5 protein-coding genes and 1 tRNA gene are annotated in these 17,532 nt (G+C 33.1%); 2 read left to right on the forward strand and 4 right to left on the reverse strand.

Annotated elements, in window-relative coordinates; translation table 11 throughout:
• Positions 1–105: 105 nt before the first annotated feature.
• Positions 106–1,311 (reverse strand): ABC transporter permease, encoded by a 1,206-nt coding sequence (locus tag ACJJV4_RS11780; RefSeq protein WP_405294647.1) that lies wholly within the window; start codon positions 1,309–1,311, stop codon positions 106–108.
• Position 1,312: 1 nt separating this feature from the next.
• Positions 1,313–1,714 (reverse strand): 30S ribosome-binding factor RbfA, encoded by a 402-nt coding sequence (gene rbfA, locus ACJJV4_RS11785; RefSeq protein WP_158846310.1) that lies wholly within the window; start codon positions 1,712–1,714, stop codon positions 1,313–1,315.
• Between the two features lie 274 nt (positions 1,715–1,988).
• Between rbfA and mce the strand changes: the two genes are divergently transcribed.
• Entirely contained in the window at positions 1,989–2,393 is a 405-nt protein-coding gene (gene mce / locus ACJJV4_RS11790) for a methylmalonyl-CoA epimerase (RefSeq protein WP_405294649.1), read from the forward strand.
• A 48-nt stretch (positions 2,394–2,441) separates the two neighbouring features.
• Positions 2,442–2,515, forward strand: a tRNA-Ile gene (locus tag ACJJV4_RS11795).
• Between the two features lie 80 nt (positions 2,516–2,595).
• Here ACJJV4_RS11795 and ACJJV4_RS11800 read toward each other — a convergent pair.
• Together ACJJV4_RS11800 and ACJJV4_RS11805 are read right to left on the reverse strand one after the other, a co-directional pair.
• Positions 2,596–10,926, reverse strand: coding sequence for a T9SS type A sorting domain-containing protein (locus tag ACJJV4_RS11800; RefSeq protein ID WP_405294651.1), 8,331 nt, complete (start codon positions 10,924–10,926; stop codon positions 2,596–2,598).
• A gap of 26 nt (positions 10,927–10,952) precedes the next feature.
• A complete protein-coding gene (locus ACJJV4_RS11805; protein WP_405294653.1) occupies positions 10,953–17,006 on the reverse strand; it encodes a leucine-rich repeat domain-containing protein in 6,054 nt (2,017 codons plus the stop codon).
• Positions 17,007–17,532: the final 526 nt, after the last annotated feature.

Consider the following 17,532-nt stretch of genomic DNA (forward strand, 5'->3'; position numbering starts at 1 on the left):
GTTTGTATTAAAACAACCGTTGTAGAACCTTAACTAAAAGTGCTTTCAAAAAAGATATAGCGGAAAGCCTGTTTGCCATTTTTTTTGGCAACTCGCCCAAACAACTTATACGGTTTTTACCATGTTTTTTGTAATACGTGCCGATGCAATTTTTGATGCAATGATGCCTAAAACCGAAATGGTAAGAAAAACTATAAATATGTTTTCGATACGTATGGCGACAGGGTACGGCAGTGATGGCGTAATCATGATTAGGCTAAATTGTTGTTGTAAAAAGGTGATTATTAGTGCAACTACAAGACCAATAAGGCCACCAATAATACTCATTAAACTGCCTTGGTAGAAAAATATTTTACGAATATCTTTTACAGTGGCGCCTATATTAAATAAAGTGCTTAAACTTTTCTTTTTATCGAGCATCATCATAATTAATGAGCCTATAACGTTGAAAAATGCGATAATGAGTACGAGGGTGAAAATGAGGTAAACGGCCAAATTTTCTGTGTTTAGCATTTTGTAAAGTGCATCGTTTAATTGTGCACGATTTTTTACAATAACATTATTACCTAAAATGGCTTGTATGCTTTGTTTGGCTTGAGTTTCATCTGCGTTTGGATTAAGCTTAAATTCTATAGCCGATATTTGGTTGTCTTGGTAGTTAAGTAGTCTTTTTGCAAGATCAATGGGTGCATAAATGTAGCCGTCGTTTAGGGTTTCGTTTATGTAAAACACACCAACATTTACAGCGCGAACCGTGTTAAAAGCATCTTTTGTAGATGTTATTTGTCCTTTGCCAGGCTTAGGAACATAGATGTTTATAGATTTTGTAAAATCTAGAATACCTAACGATAAGTGGTTTGCAATACCCCAACCCACTACAATTTCGTTTGTATTTTGGTCTAGCCAACTTCCAGTATCCATGGCAGAATCTATGTTCACAATATTTTGGAAATTGCCATCGACGCCTTTTATTTTGGCAATAGTAGTTTTGTTGCTGCTGGTAATAAAAATGCGCTCTTCGATAATTTTAGAATACTGGGCTACGGATTCTAAATTATCTAGTTGTTCTGCGATGTCTTTAGTAAGTAAAAAGCTTTTTCCAACGGTAGTTTCCGCTTTTAAATCCGGATCTATTTCTGTAGAAAACTGTAGCGTGAAATCTTTTAATCCGGCAAAACCAGAGAGTACAATAAATAATGATGCAGCCCCAAGAATAACACCAATAATAGCAATGTTGGTTATAAAATTAATAGCGTTATTACTGCTTTTAGAACGTAAATAACGCTTTGCTATATATAGTGGAAAACTCAATCTACGATTTTTTTCTTTTGTCTAAAATATTAGGGTCTTTTATAGGGTTTTCTTCGCCTTTTAATGATTTTTCAATCTGGTCGATGTATTCTAAAGAATCGTCTATAAAAAACTCTAAATTAGGCATGCGGCGTAACTGATGTTTAGTACGTTGTGCTAATTCGTGACGTATTAATGGTGTATTAGACTTTATGCCCTCCATAAGTGCAGGCGCTTTATCGTTAGGAAAAATACTTAAATAGACCTTCGCTACCGATAAATCTACAGTAACTTTCACTTTAGATACCGATATTAAAACACCGCGCATTCCGCCTTGTGTGGCAGCACCTTGTAGAACTTCTACTAAATCTTGCTGTAAAACACCACCTATTTTTTTCTGTCTTTGACTTTCTGCTTCTTCCACTTTATAAAATGCTTTTAGATTGCAAAAATAACGGATATTTAAAGATTATCTTGCTTTTCGAGGTGTATTTTAATATTTTCAGATTAATTTAGATAATAATTAACAAATTAGCGCTTCCGCGGAAGGAATACAGGTTCTTTTTATTCTTTTAATCTAGGTTGCATTTTAATTGAATTCTTGTCAGGATATCGTCAAAGAAATAAAGAGGAAACGGATTTATGGTTAAAGTAGAATTTGGATTTTCGCCTTTGCGGAAAATTAAACAGGTTTTTTAATGAAAAAAATAGAGCATATTGGCATTGCGGTAAAAAATTTAGAAGCTTCGAATAATTTATATTCAAAACTTTTTGGTGAACTACCTTATAAAACTGAAGCAGTAGAAAGTGAGCATGTAAATACATCGTTTTTTAAGGTTGGTGATAATAAAATTGAATTGCTAGAGGCAACCTCGAAAGATAGCGCAATAGCTCGTTTTATTGATAGAAAGGGAGAAGGTATCCATCACATCGCATTTGATGTTGAAGATATTGAAGCTGAAATTATCCGTTTAAAAAAAGAAGGTTTCAAAATTATAAATGAGGTTCCAAAGTGTGGGGCCGACAATAAATTAGTGGCTTTTTTACACCCAAAATCGACAAATGGCGTACTAATTGAACTTTGCCAAGAGATAAAGCAATAATTTTTTTGGTAACATCTAAAATAAATAGTAATATTGCACTCCGATTTCGGTCCCATAGCTCAGTTGGTTAGAGCACCTGACTCATAATCAGGTGGTCCTTGGTTCGAGCCCAAGTGGGACCACTTTTAGAAATTGTAAAGCCTTGTAAACTTTTGTTTACAAGGCTTTTTTAGTTTTTGGGTGACAACTTTGTGTGTACCCTTTAATGAATTACAAACCTAAAATGTAGTTTTTCTTCGCTATTGTATAAAGTTAAAAGATAGGTGCCTGCTTCTAAATTAAGGTTAACATCTTTTAAATTGTTACTTAAATCTACATTACTTTCCTGATATATTTGCTTACCTGTAACATCAAAAATTGCTAACTTACAGTTGTTTAATATCACATTGGTGTGGATTGTGAATTGTCCGTTATTTGGCACCGGACTAATAAAGCTCTTTTTCTCATCACTTTGTTTGTCATCAATACTTAGCGGTATAGAAGCTACAGTTACCTCTTTGGTTGCTGTTAAAGTACAGCTTAAAGGCGTTTTATATCTAAGCACTAATGATTGTGAGTTTGCTTTATTCCATTTTACAATTACGTTATTGGCTTCGGTAGATATAATTTCTCCATTTATTATAATCCATTCATACTTATCCATACCTTCATCTGCGGAATATTCATAAGTAGTGCCTATTACAGGATTCTCTTCTCCTATAATATCAACTTGATATTTAGCAGGACTTCCTAGTGTTTTACTCTCTGTTATTAAACCGTTTAAACCACTTAGTTTTTTGGTGATTTTAGTTTTATCTATTTCTAAAACTATAGAGCCGTCACCATCATATTGAATGTTTTCGAGTACGTATTCTTTATCTGTTATTTTTCTAATATTGACATTGTTTTTTGGAATTACAATACCAGAAGATTTTAATGTAATAGCTTCGAGATTAAACGAATCTTCATTAATGTCGTCTGAAAAGGAAACATTTACATAATCAAAATCTGAACAATCGTTAGCAACGTCGTCCACCAGTTCAATATTGGTTATTATGTCTGTAAAATCAATATAAGCCGATAAGATCTCCGCGTTACTTCTATTACCTAAATCATCATATGCGACAACTTTAAATCTTTTAGCTCCAACATAATTACTAATGGAAACACCATACTCGGCAGTTGCGCTTCTAAATTGGCTATCGATTAAGACCTCACTGGTTCCTAAAAGTTCGTAAACTTCAACCGTAATATTTTCAATTAAAGTTTCGTAAATCAACTCTACATCGCTGCCTGCGGTTATATTATCGGTATCAGAAATGCCACGGTCTGGTGTAATTTTTATGTTTGTAATGGCGTTTAAAGCATCTAATCTTACGGTCCAAGAGGTTTCGGCAATACCTTCTCCAAAATTATCGTTTTCATCTATAAAAGTTGTTTGGTCGATGGTTACTCTATAGGTTCCGTTATCAGCTGTGTAGTCGCCTAGACCATATATGGTATAGTGTAAATCGTCTGTTTTTTGAATAGTAATAGGGATTGATAAATCTTGACCGTTTTTAGAAAACTGAAATGCCGAAGCCTCTAATTCTGAAACAATAGGTCGACTTAATTCTATTTCTAATTCGGTAATATTTTGAGTGTTAGCTACACCTTGACTAGCTGTTTGAATTTCTATTACTTCTGGTAGGTTGTTGTCCACCATCCAATTGTAAGTTTGAACAGCTAACCCAGAAACACCATCTTCGGCCCGAATATTGGTAACATCGATAGCAATAGTATACTCACCATTAGCTTCGTTTAAAGGGTTAAAACCAGAAATGGTATAATTATAATCGTCTACTTTAATTATGGTAAGTCCGCTTACAGGTTCGCCGTTAATGGTTATTTTATCTTGAGTAAACTCTTCTGTTCGGATAGGTTTGTTAAAGATGATGTCAATACTGTTTACTGGGTTTTTCTTTAACTGATCGGATTCAAAGGAAAGAATGCCTAATTCGTTAATAAATTGTAACCAATCTATTTTTTTGCCATTTACTCCTTCATTTCCTACTAAATCTTTTATTCCAATTGTTTTTACGGTTAATTCGTAAAATCCGGACTGAGCTGTAAGGCTTTCTATATTTATGGAATATGTAGTGGCATCTATTTTAGCTATTAATATATCATCTGTAGGAACTAAAGTGCCTTGGTGTACTAATTCAATATCTTCGTGTGTAAAGGTTTCAAAATCAATTTCTTTATTGAATTCTACGGTTACAAATTCTACAGGTGTTGTGTTGTAGTCTTCTGGCGTATCAACAAACTTAACTACATTAGGAATATTCCCATCTATAGGGTTAAAGTATAATGTGTATGTTTCTATACCTGAAATTTTATCTAATACATGAAGTCTGCTTTCATACTTCGGGTTTAAACCGTCTTTTAGTGTTACATTAGTTTGCCAGAAATTTTCTGCTGGAATTTCAAAATTATCGCTGTCTCTAACTACCTTGGTAAGGGTGTATTGGCTTGCAGATGGATCTAAAATATTTTCGTAATTCCAACCTGTAGTTATTGGCGTTAATTTTACTTTAGAAATTAATGTAGAAGGCGTAACAGCTTCTGTAATTTCAATAGCTTCTGCTCGAGATACATCTTCAGAAGTGCCATCTGATAAATATATCATATCTGGCGTGTCGTAAGCATCGGCCACATCGTTAACTAAAAAATCGGCGATATCGTCGCTGTTGTTTCCGTAAGATTTTACACTTCTAATAAGTTCGTGTATATACGCCCCTTTAATTAAACTTAAATTAGCGTTTCCATAGCTACTGGTATGATTTACTTGTACGTCGTATTCTACAAAATGACCAATTAGTGAGCTAGTAAAGAACCATTGGCCAACGGCAGATTGTTTTGGATTAATATCCCCAAAATCTACATTTAGCAACCCGAGTTGTGTTGGCTCATTGTTAAAGCTAGAACCAATCATATTAAAATTAATAAATAAGCCTTTTTCGTTATCTACAATTTTAGGTTGCATAGATTCTACATTCACACTTTTAGCTAATCCGTACCCATCGTTTGTGATCATTAAAGCTAATTCTGCAGGAATAGACGGTTCTACAATATCATCGGTAAGCGAATCGTCTCCTAAAATATCACGTTGCATAAAGTAACGTAAAATTAAATCTGGACTAGGATTAACTTCTAAAGTCACTGGGTTAAGCGTTATACTTACTGTTTCTCCAATTTCTGGGTCGAAATATGACAGTACTCCACCAAAAGAATAGGATTGAGCGACTTCAGGTGCTGCTTCTTTAGTTGGTATAAATAAGGCCAATCCTTGCCCGTTAGAGTCTGCATTTACAATACCTGTTCCGTTTAAGAAATCGTCTTTGTTAATTTGGAATAAATGCGATTTATTTTCGCCAAATTCATCCTTAACTATTAAATCTAAATTAATTTCTGTTATTGCTTGAGAGCTGGAGTTGTTAATTTTAAGTGTCCCTTCAAAAGCTTCTCTAGTCATGGTTAATCTTTGTGGAAACTCGATAGTTACTGTGGCGCAAACGCTTGGTGCATCCTCACTTTTTGCTTCAACAAATTCATTTACAGCTTCAATATCTGAATTATACATATCTGCAACCGAAACAAAACCTCTTTTAAAGGCATGAGTCTCTAAGTCTGCTTTGGTCTTTTTATAATCCTCAATTTTTATTTTGTCAACAATATCTGGATATTGCGCATTTGGTGACAATATATTTAAGTTCCAAGCTTCAATGGTTGTATTCCAACGTGTTGCAAAGTCATCAATATAGGTTTCAGTAATTGTTGTCTCTGCCATGGCATTCTTTAAAGCAGTAATATCTTCTGAAGTTAATATTGTTTCAGAATCCATGGGAAGAGCTGTAATATTTAAGAAAAGAGCCAAGTCGTCATTGTTTTCTTCTAATTCTGTATTTTGTAAATACTCTGATAACATATTGAGGTGTGCTGTTTCAGCTTCTGTAATTTTCTCAAAATCTTCAAAAATAAAATCAAAATTTCCTCCAAGATCATCTAAATCAGATTTACTATTGGTGGTTTTTGCTGAACCACTAGAACCGCCTCCAGAAGGAAAGCAATCTTTTAAGGTAATAATAGACCAAACACATCCAAAAGGAGCGCTTACGCATCCTCCAGCGCTAGTGGCTAAATCAAAAAGACTTGTAGAGGTTAAAAGCCCAAATGCGCAACTAAGCGTAGAGGTATATGGGTTACAACTTAATATTGTGGATGTAATGCTTTTAGTGCAAGGGTCGCAAAAATCGGGAAAAGATGTAAGTGTGCTCGTTCCTGAACTTGGTCCTCCGCCTCCGCCGGGTCCATATCCGCCACCAATACCACCTGGTCCGCAGCCAGAACAGCCATCGACAATTATTGGTCCGCCTCCTCCTCCAGGTGATGCACATGTATTTACATAGGCTGTGTATGAAAATAATTCTTTTTCTGTATCACAAATATAAACAGCTCTCAAAGTTACGGGAACGTTGCAACTACCGCCACTTAGTGTTGCTGAGGTTTTATCTATTCCTTCCGATTTTCCAGAATCGCTAATATTTTTAACTAAAACGGGAATGGTAACAGCAGATTTTGCATTTAATACTTCTAAAGATGTTATAAGTGGTTTAATAGAATAGCCATCTGCATCGCCCACGTTTAAGCTAACGTCTTGCGCTGCAATTAAACCATGGTTTGTTACTGTAATGTATGTCATTCTAGACTCTCCGGGGTTTAAATCTAATTTTGGGTTGTCTAGTTCCATTACTACTACTGGTAATGGTACATTAGTTTCAAACTCTACTTGTAATGTAATATCGTACTCGTCTAGAATTTCTACAGCTTCCACATCCCAGGAATACGTAACTGCTTTATATGGTAAAAATGCTGTTACTTTTGTATCTTTTCCAGGATCTACCAAAATATTGTTTTGGTATGGGTTGTGTTTATCGGCAGAGATGTTAACTACATACCACCCTTCGTTTATATTGGGTACTTCAAACAAACCAAACTCATCTGTTAGACCTTCTGCAATTATTGCTCCAGTAAAAGGGTGCTTAATAACCACTTTTGCATCTTTTAGGTGCGGTGCACTTGCGGTGTTGTAGGTATACTCATCGGTTGCATCAACAATTAAATTCCCTGTAGAGTCGGATACCGTTTCTAACTTAAAAGGAATAGATAAAGATGCGCCAGTATCTTGTGTTACCACAAAATTCCCAGAGATAGGTACATTAACCTGCTCTTTAACTGTGGGTTCAAATTCTAATACTATTTTTATTTCTTCATCTGGCTTAATGCTTTCAATTACTTTTTGAGAATTTAATCTTAGCCAATCTAATTCAGGTAATAGTATTTCGACATTTTCGGCATTAATAGCTCCAACATTTTTAATAGACAACTCGTAAAGCCTAATCTGGTCTTTTGCCATAGTTGTATTAATGGAAATAGGAGTTGCTACCAATTTAGCTACCTGATTTTTACAGTAGTAATACACCTTTTCTGAATAAATGGCACCCTCATTAGATTGGATTTCCATTTTATATTCATAATATTTTAACTCATCACTTGCTACCGTTGGCCTTAAAGTATATGGAAAGGTTACTGTTTCTCCAGGTTCAATATCCATAGGGGTTTGATCTATTAAGAAATCCACTTCTGCTGGTAATTGAATTATTACTCCTGTTAACCTTGTATTTGTTTTATTTTTTAGTGTAAGCTCTTTACCCAATGGTTCGTTAACCACAGTTTCCCATTTAATATACTGTGGCTTACTAATAATTTCGAAACCTAATAATTCAAAGCTTTCTTGCGGTGATATATCTTCTCCTGGAAAACTTGCTGTTACGGTATACGATCCGCTTTCGTTTTCGAACGGTACATACTCAAAAGTAAAAGCACCATTAGCATCGGTTACAATATTATAATCTTTATCAAATTCTAAATTTGCAATTTTTAAAGTAATATCTGCGTTTGCAACGGTTTCGTTTACTGCATTTTTTGCCACTCCCGTAATATTAACAATTTCGTTTGTGCTATACACATTTTTATCTAGTGTAATATCTACGGTATAGGCTGGAAGAAGTTCAATTAATAATTCGTTTTGATTATTTTCAAAGTCTAATTCATTAATAGAATAATCGGCATTTATTTTAGTAATAAGATAATAGTCTCCAGAGAAGTTTGGTAACTGTATATTTTCAACATATTCATAAGTTTCGTCTACGTTAATAATTTTGTTTATTATGGTAGATACAAAAGGCTTCTCGTTACCAATATTTGCTGTTTTAGATAAATAATAGTCAATTTTACTTTTTGTTGGAAAGTTAATATTTCCTTGGTTTTTTATAAAAGTGGTAACTGCTAGTTGTGTTCCTGCCTCTACGCTAGTATTTGCTGATAGTTCTACAATTGAAGCATCGGGTTTGTTTTGGTTAGAAATTAATATCCACCCAAATCCTGCGCTATAGCCTGCGGCTTCTGCTTGCACTCTAGCGGTTTCATCTCCATCTTGGTTAGGATCTATTACCGTGTTAAATTCAATTTCAATTTCTCTTTGGTTGGCAGGTATTGTTACCGTGCTCGGTAGCTCTATAATATTTGTTAAATCGCTAGACAGATTTACTGTAACTGGGTTTTGAAGAATAGTTGGGTCTTCTGTATTTCTAGAAATTACAAGTTTATTGTTGTTAGCGCCAGCTTTAATGGTCGATGGTGTTATTTTTACGGTTAATGCTAGCCCGTCGTTATCTAAAATTGTAAGATCTCCACTTATTGATGCATTTGAATCTGTATCGTCAACACAAGAACAACCATCAAACATAATTTCTGAAGAAATGCTTACAGTGCGCTCGCCTTCTACTTCAGAATTATCTACGGCGCCAATATTAAATATTTTTTCAGATTCACCAATTTTAAATAAGATTTGATTAGGTAAAATTAATTGATTAGCGGTATTGGCACTAATTTTAACTGTAGTTGGCTTATCTAACTGATCTGTTCTTGTTAAAGTTGCATAAGATGCTTTAATTCCTCCACCTTCTGATATTTGTTCGGGATTTATACTTAATGTGAAATTTGGAATGTTAATTGAACCTATTTCAATATCTTTTATTGCTGTAGTATAGCCTTCAGCTTTGGCAATAATATTAGCTGTTTCTGATTTTTCAACTTTTTGAGAATCTATGATTATGGCATCAAAAGTTGTTGAGGTAGCATTAGCTAATAATGTAATTTCATTTGGTAATTGTAATCGTTGTGGTAAATCGGTAGATAGTGTAATTATTCTATCTTCGTTTACAGAAAACGTGGCATTTAAAGTAAATGGTATGCTGCTTCCTATGGTAGAATTATAGATTTCAGGATGCTCTAAAGTTAGTATAACTTCTTCGTCGTCTAGCAGAGTTATATTTAAATTTTCATCTGAATAAGAAGTTCCTTGTGCTATTACGCTTATCGTTCTGTCACCTTCATAAGTGGTGTTGTTAATAGGGTTTACATATAGAAATTTGGACGATTCATTTTCGCCAATTGTAAAATTTGTGGGTAAATTAAAAGCGCCTAGAACGTCTGAAGATACTGTGAATTCTTCTTCAGCACTTATATCTCCACTTCTTACAAGTTTAAATCTTAATTGATCACTTGAGTTTTCGGATATTTCATTTTTATTAACAGTAAAAATTAATCTCTTTAATAGATTTTGGGTGTCACTAGAAAGAGCTGTGTTATTATCTTTATCGCTTGTAGGCTCTTTAACCGACGAATTGGTTATTAATTTAACTTCAATCTTTACATCGCCATCAAAACCAATAATACGAGGGATGGTAACCTCTAGGTTTCGTGCAATAGATTCATTTTCTAGTAAGGCGTTAGCGTAATAAGCATTTCCTATAATATATCTTTTATCTGTTGTTTGTGATACTAATGAAATTTGTTCTCTCCAACCGCCTATTGCTGCAGAAAGACCAATGTTTTCAACATTCCAACTAATATTATACGGTGCATTGGGTAAAATATCATTAGTTAAGCCTGTTATTTCTCCAACTTCTAAATCTGGGTTTTCGCCTTCTATTATTGTTAATATTCCATTTTGGTGATTGCTACCAATATCTACTCCTGCGCTAGAACTTACTATGGTTTCTGTAAATGTTATATCGAAAGTTTCTCCGGCAACATATGTTAAAGGTACTTCTATAGGGATTTCAATAAGGTCTCCTGTTTGCCCAGTAAAATTATCGTTACTTCCAGAGAAGCATAAAAACAAATACTCGCCATTGCCTAATCGTTTTGGGTAAATAAGGTGGTCTGTGTTTCTGCCAACAAATTGCGTCTCTTTTTCGTTTACTGTTAGATTGCTAGGAAGTTTTATTTTAAACTGTAAGCCAGAAATATTGTCGGTGTTATTTAGTTGTATTATAATCTTGGCATTATCGCCCGGCGCTGCCTCTAAGTTTTGGATGTTAAGGCTGTTTTGTCCGTATGCTGTTGTAATAAGAGACAACAGTAATAAAGTGAATTTAATAGCTCTCATAATTATTTATTGTTAGTTATCTTTTATTATTTTAAAATCATTTTTCCTTTTAATATCTTACTATTACCTTCTGTATTTATCAAATAGAAGTAAACGCCGTTAGGTAGTTTTTTCCGTTTGAACATATATTGGTTTTTTCCTTTAGTAAGGTTTTTAATAATTGAGGTGTCTACTTTTCTACCGCTTATATCGTAAATAGATAAAGTGTTGTTTGTGCTATTTTGATCTAAATAAAACTCAATAGTAGTTTGCTCCTTAAATGGGTTTGGGAAATTATAAATGTTAATCGATTTTGTTATTTCAAAACCTTTATCAGTAAGTGTGTTTTCTATAATTTCTGCCGGAATTTGATTAGCATTTACATCGGATAGTATTACCGATTGTACGGAAGTATTTGTAGTATTAAGATTAGCTAGTGCAACTTTTCCGTTTAAAGCATCATTAAAGGAATATGCAATAAGACTTACACCATTACTTTTGGTTGCCATATTGACTGAAAAGCCTAATGGAGATATTAATTCTTCTATAGTTTCTTTGGTGATGTCGTTTATTAAAATTTCTAAACTGGTAACGCTATTACCATTAGTATTTAAGTAAAGTACCCCGTTTTCTACACTTATTTTTGAGATTGGTACACCTGTGTTGGTTTTTGTTAAAGCATTTTTGGGTGAATCTTCTGGTTCTTGATTTTGAATAATATTAACTTGCCCTATAACATCGAGTATGTTAATATTATCATTATTATCAATATCGGCAGCGTTAAAATTGAAGTATGGAACATAGTTACTCATAATATAATTAATTGAAGTTTGTATGTCCAAAACATTCAAATTACTATCTAAGTTAGAATCTCCAGAATCGTATTGTAAGTAGTAATTAATTATACTATTCTTGGCGTCGCCAGAAATTTGCCTTAATTCTACGTTTTGATTATTTGGTACGTTCCATACTTTAATTAAGTCTATTAATTTAATGCCAGATTCCGATAAATTAACTGTTTTAGAGTAGCTTCCAATTCTTAAATTATAGGTTTGGTTATTAAAACTGCTTTTATCATGTTCGTATTTATTAATACTAAAATCGTTGATAGTCGTTTCGCTATTTAATTGGATTTCCCCAGCTTCTATGGCTTGTCTATCATACACAAAATCTAAAGCTTCTGGTAAAGTTGCGGTTATACCAGTAATATTATTGGATGACACGTTTAATGTGTTTAAAAAAGGTAGATTGTCAAAAACATCGGGAACCGTATTCTTTAAGTTGTTTTCGCTTAAATTTATAGCTACAATATGCCCGTCGTAAGTGCTAACACCAAACCATTTGTTGGTATGTAAATTGTTGGTTGAAACATTCCATGGGTTAGTCCATTCTTCTCCATTTAAACTATTATATAAATCAACTAACGCAAGGTATTCTTGTTCTACAACTGGTATATTCGATTTGTCTTCAATACCGTTATAATTAAATTCTGTATTTCTAAAAGTACCTGTTGTTTGACGAATAGAGATTTTCGCATCCGAAGGTATTTCGCCAATTCGTACATCATCAAATATAATTTCACCTAAGTTATTGGTGGTTGTGGAGGTGTGGGTTATATCATTAACTAATAAAACAAAAGTGTTTTTTGCTTCGAAATTATTGTTTTCTAGATCGTAGGTTGCAATGTTTCCAAGTTCAACAGCTAAGGTGCTTCCTTCTAAGTTTAGTACTGTATTAAAGTTAATAACTTGGTTTCGCAAATCGATATATGTGTTTGTGAAATCGTAATAGAGTTTCTTTTCTACGTTATCGAAACTATTGCTGGAAATATCTAAATATTCTAAGGCAACAAAATCTGATAATATAGAAGGAATTGTGCCTGCAAAGTTATTATTGCCAATGGCGAATTTTTTAAGGTATTGTAAATCTGAAATATTTGAAGGAATAGTGCCAGATAATTGATTAGAGCTTAAATCTAGAGTTTCTAAATTGGTTAATAAATTGATGTTAGAAGGCATACTGCCGCCAATATCGTTATTGTTTAAAGCCAGTATTTTTAAATAACTTAATTCGGTAACTTCTTCTGGAATAATACCAGATAGATTATTGTTAAACAAATTTAAAGATACTACATGGCCTTCTTTAATGCTTACTCCAAACCAACTTACTGTATTAACATTATTTACGCTAATATCCCAAGAGTTTGTCCAAGAATCTCCATTTGTTGCATTGTATATTATTTTTAAAATTTCGAATTCTTCATCAACAAGTGGTAATCCAAAACTTAACGTATTGTAATTAATATTTGAATATTGAGCTGCACCAGTGGTTTGATAGATTCTAATTACATCTGTTACTTCTAAGTTTAACAAGTTTATATTTGTAAACACCAGTTTTCCGTCGTTTGAAAAACTTGTTTTTTGATATACATTATTTACATATAAATGGAATTCGTTGTTAGCATTGGTATCTACAACGCCATCGTTTAATGCTAATAGTAAAGCTGAAGGTAAATCAATGTTTATCTCATTCGATGAAACTTCTATCGTTTCATAATTAATGGTTTGATAACGAAGATTAAGTGAGGTTAATTGAATATTAGAAAAGTTAGCGACTGAGTTTTCTAAAGCATTATAACTTAAATCAATCGATTCTAGATTTGTTAAACTATCTATTCCTGCTGGTATAGTGGTTATAGCATTGTTTCGTAATTCCAAAGATTGCAGATTAGTAAGTTGACTCCATGATTCTGGTAAACTTCCTGAAATATTACAATACCTTAAATTCAATTCTTCTAAACTTTCCAATCCAGATAGATTATCCAAATCTGTAGCGCTCAAATCATGTGTGTAATAAGTAGATGTTGTGGTAGAACTTAAATTAAGTATTCTTAAAAACTTCAAATCGCTAAAAGAAGCTGGAATGGCTCCAACAATCCTGTTATTGGGTAAATTAATTCCAACAATGTGCCCGTCTTCTATAGATATACCGTTCCAAGCACCAAGATGAAGGTTGTTTTCGCTAACATCCCAGGTGGTTAGCCAACCGCTATCGCCTTGAGTAGCATTGTAAAAATCTGCTAGTGCTTGATATTCATCATCTGGAATTTCTTCTAAATCTAGTGTGGTTGTTGTAAAGTTTATATATGTGCCATATGAAGTTCCGCCTTGTTGATAAACAGATACTTGCTGCTCTGAAGTTAAAGAGTTTAAGAGTTCTTTCGGGATTATAAGGCTTCCATCGGCTTCCATTACAAGATTCGTTGCCGCATTGCTATTATCAATTCTTAAATAAAAATTGTTTAAAGCTGAAAAATCATTCGTAGATCGATTGTAGCGTGTAATATCGGGAAGGTTTGTTAATACCACATCATCGCCACTATAAACAAACTCATCTAAGGTTATGGTTTGTGAATATAATGCCAAATATACACTAGAGTTTAAAAAGGCCTCGGTATCTGCAATTTGATTTGAGTTAACATATAATGTAGTTAAACTTGTAAGGTCTTCAAGCTCTTGCGGTAATACGGTAAGGGCATTGTACGATAAATTAAGTGTCGTTAAGTTTGTTAGACCTCCTATAGTTGTAGGGATAGCTGTTAAACTATTATTTGCAAAATTGATAGTTTCCAATGCTGTTAAATCTCCTATCTCACTAAATATAGCTCCAGAAAGTGTATTGTTGTTTAAAGTTAAAGATTTTAAATTAGTAAGTTGATTCCATGAAGCTGGTAAACTACCTGAAATATTACAATATGCTAAATTCAATGTTTCTAAGCTTTCTAAACCCGATAGATTTTCAAGAGCTGTAGTGCTAAAATCATGAGCATAGTAACTACTAGAGTTTGAGCTTAGGTTAAGTGTTTTTAAAAATTTTAAATTACTAAAAGAAGCAGGAATAGCGCCTCTAATTCTATTTCTGTATAGGTCTATACCTACGATGTGCCCGTTTTCTATAGATAATCCATACCAAGCTCCTTCATTAAGGTTATTTACGCTAACATCCCAGGTGTTTATCCAACCGCTATCGCCTTGTGTGGCGTTATAAAAATCTACTAAAGCTTGATACTCTGCATCTGGAATTGTTGGTAATTCTACGGTAGTGCTTGTAAAGTTGATATATGTGCCATAAGATGCTCCATTTTGTTGGTAAATAGATACTTGATTTTCAGCGGTTAATGAGCTTAAATGTTCTTTCGGGATAATAAGACTTCCATCGGCTTGCATGGTAAGATTAGTTGCCACATTACTATTATCAATTCTTAAGTAAAAATTGTTTAAAGCCGAAAAATCATTAGTAGTTCTATTGTAGCGCGTTATATCGGGTAGGTTGGTCAAAACTACATCATCGCCATTAAACTCAAACTCATCCAAAGTTATGGTTTGATAATATAGACTTAAATTAACGCTAATATTTAAAAAAGCTTCGGTATCTGCAATTTGATTGTAGTACACATTCAATGAGGTTAAACTGGTAAGTTCTTCTAATTCTTGTGGTAATATGCTAAGCTCATTATTATTTAAATTGATAGTCTTTAGGTTTGTTAAATTGCCAATGGTTGTTGGAATCACTGACAGGTTGTTATATGCAAAATTGATAGTTTCCAATGCTGTTAAATCTCCTATTTCACTAAATATAGCTCCTGAAAGTGCATTGTTATTTAAGGTTAAAGATTTTAAATTAGTAAGTTGATTCCATGAAGCGGGTAAGCTACCTGAAATATTACAATATGCTAAATTCAATGTTTCTAAGCTTTCTAGGCCCGATAGATTATCAAGGTCTGTAGTATTAAAATCATTACCATAGTAACTACTAGAGTTCGAGCTTAGATTAAGTGTTTTTAAAAATTTTAAATTACTAAATGAAGCCGGAATAGCACCTCTAATTCTATTTCTGTATAGGTTAATACTTGTTATGTGTCCGTCTTCTATAGATAAGCCGTACCAAGCCCCTTCATTAAGATTATTTACGCTAACATCCCAGGTGTTTATCCAGCCGCTATCGCCTTGTGTTGCATTATAAAAATCTACTAAGGCTTGATATTCGGCATCTGGAATTGCGGGTAAATCTACCGTGGTGGTGGTAAAGTTAATATATGTGTTATAAGAAGCTCCATTTTGTTGGTAGATTGAAACTTGGTTTTCTCCTGTTAAAGAGCTTAGATGTTCTTTAGGAATAATTAGACTACCATCAGCTTGCATAGGTATGTTTGTTGCCACATTACTATTGTCTATTCTTAAATAAAAATTATTTAAAGCTGAAAAATCATTAGTCGTTCTATTGTAGCGCGTAATATTGGGGATATTTGTAAGTACAACATCATCGCCATTAAACACAAACTCATCTAAGTTTAGGGTTTGGGAGTACAAAATTAAATTAACACTAGAGTTTAGAAAAGCCTCGGTATTTGTAATTTGATTGGAATTAACATATAGGGTAGTTAAGCTGGTTAGGTCTTCTAATTCTTGTGGTAATACAGTAAGGTCATTATAAGATAAATTTAAAGTTTTTAAGTTCGTTAAATTACTAATGGTTGATGGAATTACAGATATGTTATTTTGCGAAAAATCGATGGTTTCCAATGCAGTTAAATTCCCTATTTCACTAAAAATAGGTCCTGAAAGTGTATTGTTGCTTATTGTTAACGATTTTAATTTTGTTAGTTGACTCCATGACGTTGGAGGGTTTCCTGAGATATTACAATATCTAAAATTCAATTCCTCTAAACTTTCTAAGCCTGAAAGATTATCAAGATCTGTAGTACTCAAATCATGCGCATAGTAACTACTGGAGTTTGAACTTAGATTAAGTATTCTTAAATGTTTTAAATTACCAAAGGAGGTTGGAATAGCGCCTCTAACTCTGTTGTTTGGTAAATTAATTTGTACAATATGTTCATCTTCAACCGTTACACCATACCAATCTGTAGTATGCAAATTATTAGAACTAATATCCCATTTGTTTAACCAATTATCACCATCCATAGCATTGTAAAAGTCTACAAGTGCTTGGTATTCCACTGTTGGTACAGGGTCCTGTGCAAAAAGAGAGGTTGTTAATAAGAAAAATAAAATTTTGAGTAGAGCGTATTTTTTCTTCATTTTTTTAAAATTTAAGGTGTAAAAAAATTGTAATTCCATTAAAGGAGCTGCATGTTTTTCTGAAATTGGCTAAGGAGAAGTTTTGAGTGTTCACTTTTTGGGTAATAAGATTGTGGATCTAAATACTTCTTTTTTGAATTTAAACACAGACAAGAAAAACCCTTGATTAAATTGAAGGCTTTATTAAAAGTTTCAATTATTCGTTTTGTAATTAAAAAATATAAATTCTGCTCAGTCTTTATATCTTGAACATATTTTTGAATTTTTATTTTTAAATACAACGCAGAGTAATAATGTTGTGCAAAAAAATATTTGACAACAATAATTTTGGAGCAGAAATAATGAATGGAAAGTAATTTTTTAGCATTAGACATATTATTAATATTGTAACAACCAGTAGCTTTTTGATAGCTTGTGGTGATAATTAATTTTTAGTAAAATGCTACTAATTATGTATTAGGGAACGAGTTAAAACTAATTTATTTTTTTGGATAACATATTGGCTTTTCGATTAAAGTCGATTTTA

Origin of the sequence: Algibacter sp. Ld11, assembly GCF_045066735.1 — a bacterium.
GTDB lineage: Bacteria > Bacteroidota > Bacteroidia > Flavobacteriales > Flavobacteriaceae > Algibacter.

Bases quoted from the DNA above. Each gene is read 5' to 3' on its own strand.
- mce (WP_405294649.1), top strand. From the start codon at position 1,989: ATGAAAAAAATAGAGCATATTGGCATTGCGGTAAAAAATTTAGAAGCT.
- ACJJV4_RS11800 (WP_405294651.1), bottom strand. From the start codon at position 10,926: ATGAGAGCTATTAAATTCACTTTATTACTGTTGTCTCTTATTACAACA.
- ACJJV4_RS11805 (WP_405294653.1), bottom strand. From the start codon at position 17,006: ATGAAGAAAAAATACGCTCTACTCAAAATTTTATTTTTCTTATTAACA.